Raw genomic sequence first — 7,103 nt, 5'->3', positions numbered from 1 at the left:
CTCCCGGCGCTCCGCCCGCGCGCACCCGCGTCCCGCGGCCCCGCGCACGGCTGCACACGGGGCGCGGGAGGACGGACGGGGACCGGGCCGCGGTCGGGCGGGGCGGCGATCAGGCCGCGGGGGCGAGCCGATCGGCGGTGATCCCCTTGGTGGAGGCGACCACCGTGCGCAGCTTCCGGTTGAGCGCCTCGTAGAAGAGGCTCAGCGGGAACTCGTCGGGGTGGACGTCGTCGACCAGCTTGCGCGGCGGCAGCGACAGGTCCAGCGCCTGCGGGCCCTGCGCCCAGGTCGAGCCGGGGTGCGGGGAGAGGTAGTCCGAAACCAGGTCGTACGCCTTGAGCCAGTGGACCAGCTTGGGCCGGTCGATGCCCTCGCGGTAGAGGGTCTCGATCTCCCGGCGCAGCCGCACGGTCACCTCGCGGGCCAGCTCCCAGTCGATGCTGAGCCGGTTGTCGGTCCACCGCAGCGCGTCGTGGCGGTGGAGGTAGGCGAAGAGCAGCTGCCCGCCCAGACCGTCGTAGTTGCGGACGCGCTCGCCGGTGACGGGGAAGCGGAAGATGCGGTCCAGGATGATGGCGTACTGGACGTCCCGGCCCTGCGCGTAGCCCTCGCCCTCCAGCTCCACGGCCTCCTGGAAGGCGGTGAGGTCGCAGCGCAGCTCCTCCAGCCCGTACATCCAGAACGGCTGCCGCTGTTTGATCATGAAGGGGTCGAACGGCAGGTCGCCGTGGCTGTGGGTGCGGTCGTGGACCATGTCCCACAGCACGAAGGTCTGCTCGCAGCGCCGCTGGTCGGCCAGGAGGGCGCGGGCGTCCTCGGGGAGCTCCAACCGGGTGACGTCGCGGGCGGCGTCCACCACCCGACGGAACCGGGCGGCCTCGCGGTCGCAGAAGATGCCGCCCCAGCTGAACCGCTCGGGCGCCTCGCGGACGGCGATCGTCTCGGGGAAGAGCACCGCGGAGTTGGTGTCGTAGCCCGCGGTGAAGTCCTCGAAGGTGATCCCGAGGAAGAGCGGGTTGTCGTAGCGGGTGCGCTCCAGCTCCGCGAGCCACTCGGGCCACACCGTCCGGACCACGACCGCCTCCAGGTTGCGGTCGGGGTTCCCGTTCTGGGTGTACATGGGGAAGACGACGAGGTGCTGCCGGCCGTCGGTGCGCTCCGCCGCCGGGGTGAAGGCGAGCAGCGAGTCGAGGAAGTCGGGGACGCCGAAGCCCTCCGCCGCCCAGCGCCGCAGGTCGGCAACGAGCGCGCGGTGGTAGGCGGCGTCGTGCGGCAGCAGCGGCGAGAGCTCGTCCACCGCGGCGGCTATCCGCTCCACCTGCCCGGTGAGCGCCTCGGCGGTGGGCGCGTCCTCGGCGGTGAGGTCGACCGACCCGTCCGCCGACTGGGCGGGGCGGATCGTCTCGACGGCGCTCTTGAGCGCCGCCCAGGCGGGCTGCTCGACGACAGTGGGGGCGACCTCGTGCCCCGTTGCGGTGACTCGGGCTTCCGTCATGACCGTTCCTCCACGCCTGGTGCTCTTCCCCGGGGCGGCTGGAAGGCCGCCGAGACGGCAGTGATCCTCGCAGAGAATCCCTGCACCGTAAATATTACGGCCTCACGCCACTCAGGCCGCTGGTTTTCCTGTCATACCCCAGCAGCCCGGGGTTCACCCCGGTCACCTACAGTGGCGGCGGTCACCCGGAGCAGATCCGCCTCCCCCGACCCGCGGGCCACCGGCTCACCGCATGTGCCGCACCGGCGGCCGGCGGCCCGGCCCCGCGCACACCCACGCACGCCCAGAGAGGCCCACCGCCCATGCCGCTGCTGACCGTCGGACACCGGGGACTCATGGGAGCCGAGCCGGAGAACACCCTCCGCTCCTTCCGCCGCGCGGAGAAGGAGGGAGTGGACGTCGTCGAGCTCGACATCCACCTCAGCGCCGACGGCCGGCTCGTGGTGATGCACGACACCACGGTCGACCGCACCACCGACGGCCACGGACGCGTCGGGGACCTGTCCCTGGCCCAGCTGCGCCGCCTCGACGCCGGCCTCGGCGAGGGGGTGCCGCTCTTCGAGGAGGCGATGGAGAGCGTCTCGACACCGGTGCAGGCCGAGATCAAGGACGTCGCCGCCGCCCGCGTCCTGGCGGCGTCGATCACCCGTCACGGCTTCCACGACCGCGTGCGGGTGATCTCCTTCCACGACGCGGCGTTGCGGGAGATCCGGGAGCTGCTCCCCTCGATCCCGATCGCGCTGGTCACCGGCGAGAGCACCCGTACCGCCCCGGAGCGGGCGGTGGCACTCGGCGCCGACATGGTCTCCTGCGAGTTTCCCCAGCTGACCCCGGAGGTGGTCGGCGCCTGCCACGCCGCCGGTCTGTCGGTCATCTCCTGGACCGTCAACACCCCGGCGGAGCTGGAGCGGGCACGGGAGCTGGGCCTGGACGGCGTCGTCACCGACGAGCCGGAGCTCGCCCACGCCGCCCTCGGCCACCGCTGAGCCTCCCGCCACCCGCAGCCCCCGGCAGGACGGCCGCGACGCCCTGCCCGGGGGCCGACCGGCCCTCTCCCACCGGGGCCGGCCCGCCCCCACGGTGAGGCATACGTCACCCCCGGGAGCCGCGCGGAGGCGCGGGGTCCTAGGCTGAGGCCATGGTCATCGCGCTCACGCTGCTCGCGTTGGGCGGACTCACCGCGGCACTGGCGCCGCGCGTGCTGGTCCGCGGTTCCTGGCCCGACCGGGAGCCGGTCCTGGCGCTGTGGGTCTGGCAGTGCGTCGTCGCCGCCGTCCTGATGTGCTGCGTCCTGGCCATGGCGCTCTCCGGTGCGGCGGCGTGGCACCGCGTCCGCGGCGGTCTGTTCGCGCCCGCGCCGACCTCCGTCCTCGACGCCTACGCCCTGCACCCCGACGGCGAGCAGTGGGCGGCCGCCGTCGCCGTCCTGCTGGCCGTCGGCGGTGTGTGGACGGCCGTCATGCTGGTCCGCGAGATCGCCTCGGCGCGCGCCGCGCGCCGCCGGCAGCGCGCCTCGCTCCTCGCGCGAGTGCCGCGGCTGCCCGGCGAGGAGCCGGGCAGCGGACGGCTGGTGATCGTCGAGGACGACCGGCCGGGCGCGTGGCTGCTCCCCGGGCCGGAGCGCCGGGTACTGATCACCTCGGGGGCGCTGCGCCGACTGCGCGGCAAGCAGCTCGACGCGGTGCTCGCCCACGAGCAGGGGCACGCGCGGGCCCGCCACGACTGGCTGCTCCACTGCTCGGGGGCGCTCGCCCGGGGGTTCCCGCAGGTGCCGGTCTTCGCGGGTTTCCACCGCGAGGTGCACCGGCTGGTCGAGATGGCCGCCGACGACAGCGCCTCGCGGCGCTACGGCCGGATGACCACCGCCCTGGCGCTGCTGGGACTCAACGAGGACCGGGACGCCTTCGCCCCCAACCGCCAGCTCCCCAGCCCGCTGGCCCGCCGGGTCGACCGCCTCCTCGCACCGCTCCCCCGCTTCGCGGGGCCGCGCCGGCTGCGGCTGACGGCCGCGGCCGCCCTGCTGCCCGCCGTGCCGCTGCTCGTCGCCTTCGCCCCCGGCATCAGCTCGCTCGGCTGAGTCGCACCCCGCCGAGCGGCGCGGCTGAGGTCCCGGGCGGGCCGCGCGCGGTCACGACGCACCGAAACCCGCGGGACGCGGCGAGGGCGACGTGCCAGAATCCGCCGCATGTCAGTTCACTACCCGCGCCCCCTGCGCCCCGGTGACCGCGTCGGCGTCACCTCCCCGTCGAGCGGAATCGGGGACGAGCTGCGCGCACGGTTCGACGTGGCCGTGAGCGACGTGCGGGCCCGGGGGTACGAGGTGGTCGTGGGCCACTGCATGGACGGCGCCGGTCACGCCAGCGCCCCCGCCGTCGATCGCGCCGCCGAACTCGTGTCGATGATGACCGATCCCGGCATCAGCGCGGTGATCCCGCCGTGGGGAGGGGAGACCGCCATCGACCTGCTGCCCCTGCTCGACTGGGACCGGCTGCGCGACGCCGACCCCACCTGGCTCGTCGGGTACTCCGACCTGTCGACCGTGATGACGCCGCTGACCCTCCTCACCGGCACGGCGACCGTGCACGGCAACAACCTCATGGACACGCCCTACCGGCCCCCGGAAGGGCTGCTGTCCTGGCTCGACGTCGTCGCCGCCCCGCAGGGCCGGCCCTTCACCCAGCGCCCGCCCGAACGGCACCGGGCCACGGGCCGGGACGACTACCGCACACAGCCCGAGGTGCGCGCGTACACGCTCGACACGGTCGGCCGCTGGACCCGGCTGGACGCGGAGGAGGACGTCGAGGTGGAGGGACGCCTGATCGGCGGCTGCATCGAGACACTGAGCAACCTCGCGGGGACGGCCTACCTCGACGTGACCGCGTTCGCGCGGGCACAAGCCCCGGACGGGGTGCTCGCCTACGTCGAAGCGGCCGGCGACGACGCCTTCGCCATCTGCCGGAACCTGCACGGGATGCGACTGGCCGGCTTCTTCGACGCGGCCAACGCGGTCCTCGTCGGCCGGACGTCGGCACCCGACGCCCCGTCCCTCACCCAGCGTCAGGCCGTTCTCGACGCGCTCGGCCCGCTGGGCGTCCCGATCATCGCCGACGTCGAGTGCGGGCACGTCCCGCCCTACCTGCCCCTCGTCAACGGGGCCAGGGGCCGGGTCGTGCACACCCCGACCCGCAGTGAACTGACCCAGACGCTGGACTGAGCCGCCGAGCCCCGTGGCGTCCCCGGTTCGCCGGTGGCGGTCGCCCGCCGACCCGCCCGCATCCCTGGCTGCGGTGTCCGGCGTTCCCGCACGGACCGGATGACGCCAGGCGGGCACCGGCGCGCCCCGGGCCTCCTCAGCCCCGCATCCGGCTTCCCGTCGGTCCTCACCTCGGCCGGTCGTGGTCACCACGACGAGCCGCGCCGGACCGGGTCCATGGGAGGGAGCCGCCGACGACGACGGATCCACTCGGACGAGTGATGCAGTCGAGTGACGAAGCGCGATGCCGCGCTCCCAGCCGGTGGCGCCCGGCGATCTCCGCGGCCGGCCGGAACCGCCGCGCCCCGAACCCGGAACCGCGTCGCGAAACATTCGCGAACCGCTGTGACCTGCAATGTTCGAGCCGGTATCGGGCGGTCCCCCGCTCCGCCCGATACCGGCGTCCCCCGTGCGCGGGCCGCGTTCGGCGGCCGCGCGCTCACAGTATACTGGCTGCCAGCCAGTCAACGCGGAGTTTCCGTTATGTCCCCTCGCCGGCCCGCCGTCAACGCGGAACTTCGGCGGCGCTCCCGGGAGCGCCTGCTCAGTGCCACGGTCGAACTGGTGGCGGAGCGCGGGTACGAAGCGACGACGCTCGGGGACATCGCCGACCGCTCCGGCTCGGCACGGGGGCTGATCTCGTACTACTTTCCCGGCAAACGCCACCTGCTCCAGTCCGCCGTCCACCGGCTCATGCACCTGCGGATCGAGGAGGCCCTGAACCGCGAGCCCGCACCGCAGGGGCCTCGGGCGGGCGACGAGCAGCTCGCCCGCGCCATCGACGCGGTGCTGGGTATCGCGGTCGACCAGCCGGTCCTGATGCGGGCGCACATGGCGGGGCTGCTCCAACAGGAGGGGTTCGTGCACTGCGTGGAGCAGCAGCGGCTCGGCACCCTGCTCCGCGGCGCGCTGGTCGCGCACGGCTCACCGGCCCCCGAGGCCGACTACCCCATCCTCCGGGCGCTGCTCATGGGCGCGGTGGTGGCCGTCCTCCTCCCCGGCGCCGCGCTCCCGGCCGCGCGGCTGCGCGCCGAGCTGTTCGACCGGTACCGGCTCGACTGGGAGCGCGGCTTCCCGCCCGCGCCCGAGCCCGACCCAGGGCCGGAGGGGCTGCTCCGGCACGCCGCCGGCTGACGGGCCGCGTCACCGCGCGGCGCGCACCGGCACGGCAGCTCCGCCGACGGGCCGCGGTGCCGGACGGTGCACGCCCCTGCCACCGGCGGCGACGGGGTGCCACGCCCCCGCGCCCCCGGCCACAACCCTCGCTCCTGGGCCCCGGGGACGAGGGTGCCGAGGTCCGCGCGCTGCAGGAGCGGCTCACCGCGGTCGGCGACCACTTCGCGGTGCCGGTCAGCGGCGTCTACGACGAGGCGACCTTCGAGAGCGTCGCACGGTTCCAGGAGTGGTACGGCGTCCGGCAACAGGAGGCCGCCGGCGTCTACTGCACCGTCACCGACGAGCGCCTGACCGCGGTCCTCGCCGCCTGACCTGCGGACGGAGCGGGGCGGACCGCCTCAGGGGAGACGCCAGTCGACCGGCTGCGCGCCGAGCCGCTCCAGGTGCTCGTTGGTGCGGCTGAACGGCCGTGATCCGAAGAAGCCCCGATCCGCCGACATCGGCGAGGGGTGTGCCGACTCCACGGCCGGCAGGTCGCCGAGCAGCGGCCGCAGCGACCGCGCGTCGCGGCCCCAGAGGATCGACACCAGCGGGGTGCCCCGCGCCACCAGGGCGCGGATGGCCTGCTCGGTGACCTCCTCCCACCCCTTGCCGCGGTGGGCTGCCGGCCGTCCCGGCGCAGTGGTCAGCGCGCGGTTGAGGAGCAGGACGCCCTGCCGTGTCCAGGGGGTGAGGTCGCCGTTGCGGGGACGGGGCGCCCCGATGTCCTCGTGCAGCTCCCGGAAGATGTTCTCCAGGCTGCCGGGCAGCCGGCGCACCTCCGGGGCGACGGCGAAACTCAGCCCGATCGCCATCCCCGGTGTGGGGTACGGGTCCTGGCCGACGATCAGGACGCGTACGTCGGCGAACGGCTGCTGGAACGCCCGCAGGACGTGGGCGCCGGCCGGCAGGTAGGTGCGGCCGGCGGCGATCTCGCCGCGCAGGAAGTCGCCCATGGCGGCGATCCACCCCGCTACGGGGGCGAGGGCCTCGGCCCAGCCGGGTTCGACGAGTTCGTTCAACGGTCGTGCTGCCACAGTCCGTCACCCTACCGGCCCAACGCGGGGCGCACCGCTCGCCCGGACCGCTCCGGTGGTCGGGCGGTAGGCTTCCGGCCGTCGCCGCCCGCCCGACCACCGGAGCAGCCATGACCAGCCGCAACCACCGGACCGCGCGCGGGTGCCGCCGCGGCGGTGACCC

At 74.7% G+C, this 7,103-nt stretch carries 7 protein-coding genes; 5 read left to right on the top strand and 2 right to left on the bottom strand.

Features of this window, described 5'->3' with window-relative positions:
• Positions 1 to 109: 109 nt before the first annotated feature.
• Positions 110 to 1,495: a DUF6421 family protein gene (locus HCN52_RS19725; RefSeq protein WP_168089791.1), complete on the bottom strand. Its 1,386-nt coding sequence runs from the start codon at positions 1,493 to 1,495 to the stop codon at positions 110 to 112.
• Positions 1,496 to 1,797: 302 nt separating this feature from the next.
• Here HCN52_RS19725 and HCN52_RS19720 point away from each other — a divergent pair, with 302 nt between their 5' ends.
• The 5 genes from HCN52_RS19720 to HCN52_RS19700 all read left to right on the top strand — a co-directional run bounded on the left by HCN52_RS19720 (position 1,798) and on the right by HCN52_RS19700 (position 6,235).
• Entirely contained in the window at positions 1,798 to 2,481 is a 684-nt protein-coding gene (locus HCN52_RS19720; RefSeq protein WP_168089790.1) for a glycerophosphodiester phosphodiesterase, read from the top strand.
• Positions 2,482 to 2,633: 152 nt separating this feature from the next.
• Positions 2,634 to 3,572 (top strand): M56 family metallopeptidase, encoded by a 939-nt coding sequence (locus HCN52_RS19715; protein ID WP_168089789.1) that lies wholly within the window; start codon positions 2,634 to 2,636, stop codon positions 3,570 to 3,572.
• A 108-nt stretch (positions 3,573 to 3,680) separates the two neighbouring features.
• The gene (locus tag HCN52_RS19710) at positions 3,681 to 4,709 is read left to right on the top strand and encodes a S66 family peptidase (RefSeq protein ID WP_168089788.1); all 1,029 of its coding nucleotides are present in this window, start codon (positions 3,681 to 3,683) and stop codon (positions 4,707 to 4,709) included.
• Positions 4,710 to 5,231: 522 nt separating this feature from the next.
• Positions 5,232 to 5,882, top strand: a complete 651-nt coding sequence (locus HCN52_RS19705) for a TetR/AcrR family transcriptional regulator (protein ID WP_168089787.1) — start codon at positions 5,232 to 5,234, stop codon at positions 5,880 to 5,882.
• A gap of 56 nt (positions 5,883 to 5,938) precedes the next feature.
• Positions 5,939 to 6,235: a peptidoglycan-binding domain-containing protein gene (locus tag HCN52_RS19700; protein WP_168089786.1), complete on the top strand. Its 297-nt coding sequence runs from the start codon at positions 5,939 to 5,941 to the stop codon at positions 6,233 to 6,235.
• 27 nt (positions 6,236 to 6,262) lie between these two features.
• On the opposite strand, the gene HCN52_RS19695 is transcribed toward HCN52_RS19700, so the two are convergent.
• Positions 6,263 to 6,940 carry a uracil-DNA glycosylase gene (locus tag HCN52_RS19695; RefSeq protein ID WP_168089785.1) on the bottom strand — a complete coding sequence of 226 codons (678 nt, stop codon included), beginning with the start codon at positions 6,938 to 6,940 and terminating at the stop codon, positions 6,263 to 6,265.
• Between the last annotated feature and the right edge of the window lie 163 nt (positions 6,941 to 7,103).

Source organism: Streptomyces bohaiensis, from assembly GCF_012033785.1.
GTDB classification, from domain to species: domain Bacteria; phylum Actinomycetota; class Actinomycetes; order Streptomycetales; family Streptomycetaceae; genus Streptomyces; species Streptomyces bohaiensis.
The sequence above is the reverse complement of the archived record's forward strand: the minus strand, read 5'-3'. Positions and strand labels throughout refer to the sequence as shown.

Coding starts and splice junctions, on each gene's coding strand:
- HCN52_RS19720 (WP_168089790.1), top strand. CDS start 1,798: ATGCCGCTGCTGACCGTCGGACACCGGGGACTCATGGGAGCCGAGCCG.
- HCN52_RS19715 (WP_168089789.1), top strand. CDS start 2,634: ATGGTCATCGCGCTCACGCTGCTCGCGTTGGGCGGACTCACCGCGGCA.
- HCN52_RS19725 (WP_168089791.1), bottom strand. CDS start 1,495: ATGACGGAAGCCCGAGTCACCGCAACGGGGCACGAGGTCGCCCCCACT.
- HCN52_RS19710 (WP_168089788.1), top strand. CDS start 3,681: ATGTCAGTTCACTACCCGCGCCCCCTGCGCCCCGGTGACCGCGTCGGC.
- HCN52_RS19705 (WP_168089787.1), top strand. CDS start 5,232: ATGTCCCCTCGCCGGCCCGCCGTCAACGCGGAACTTCGGCGGCGCTCC.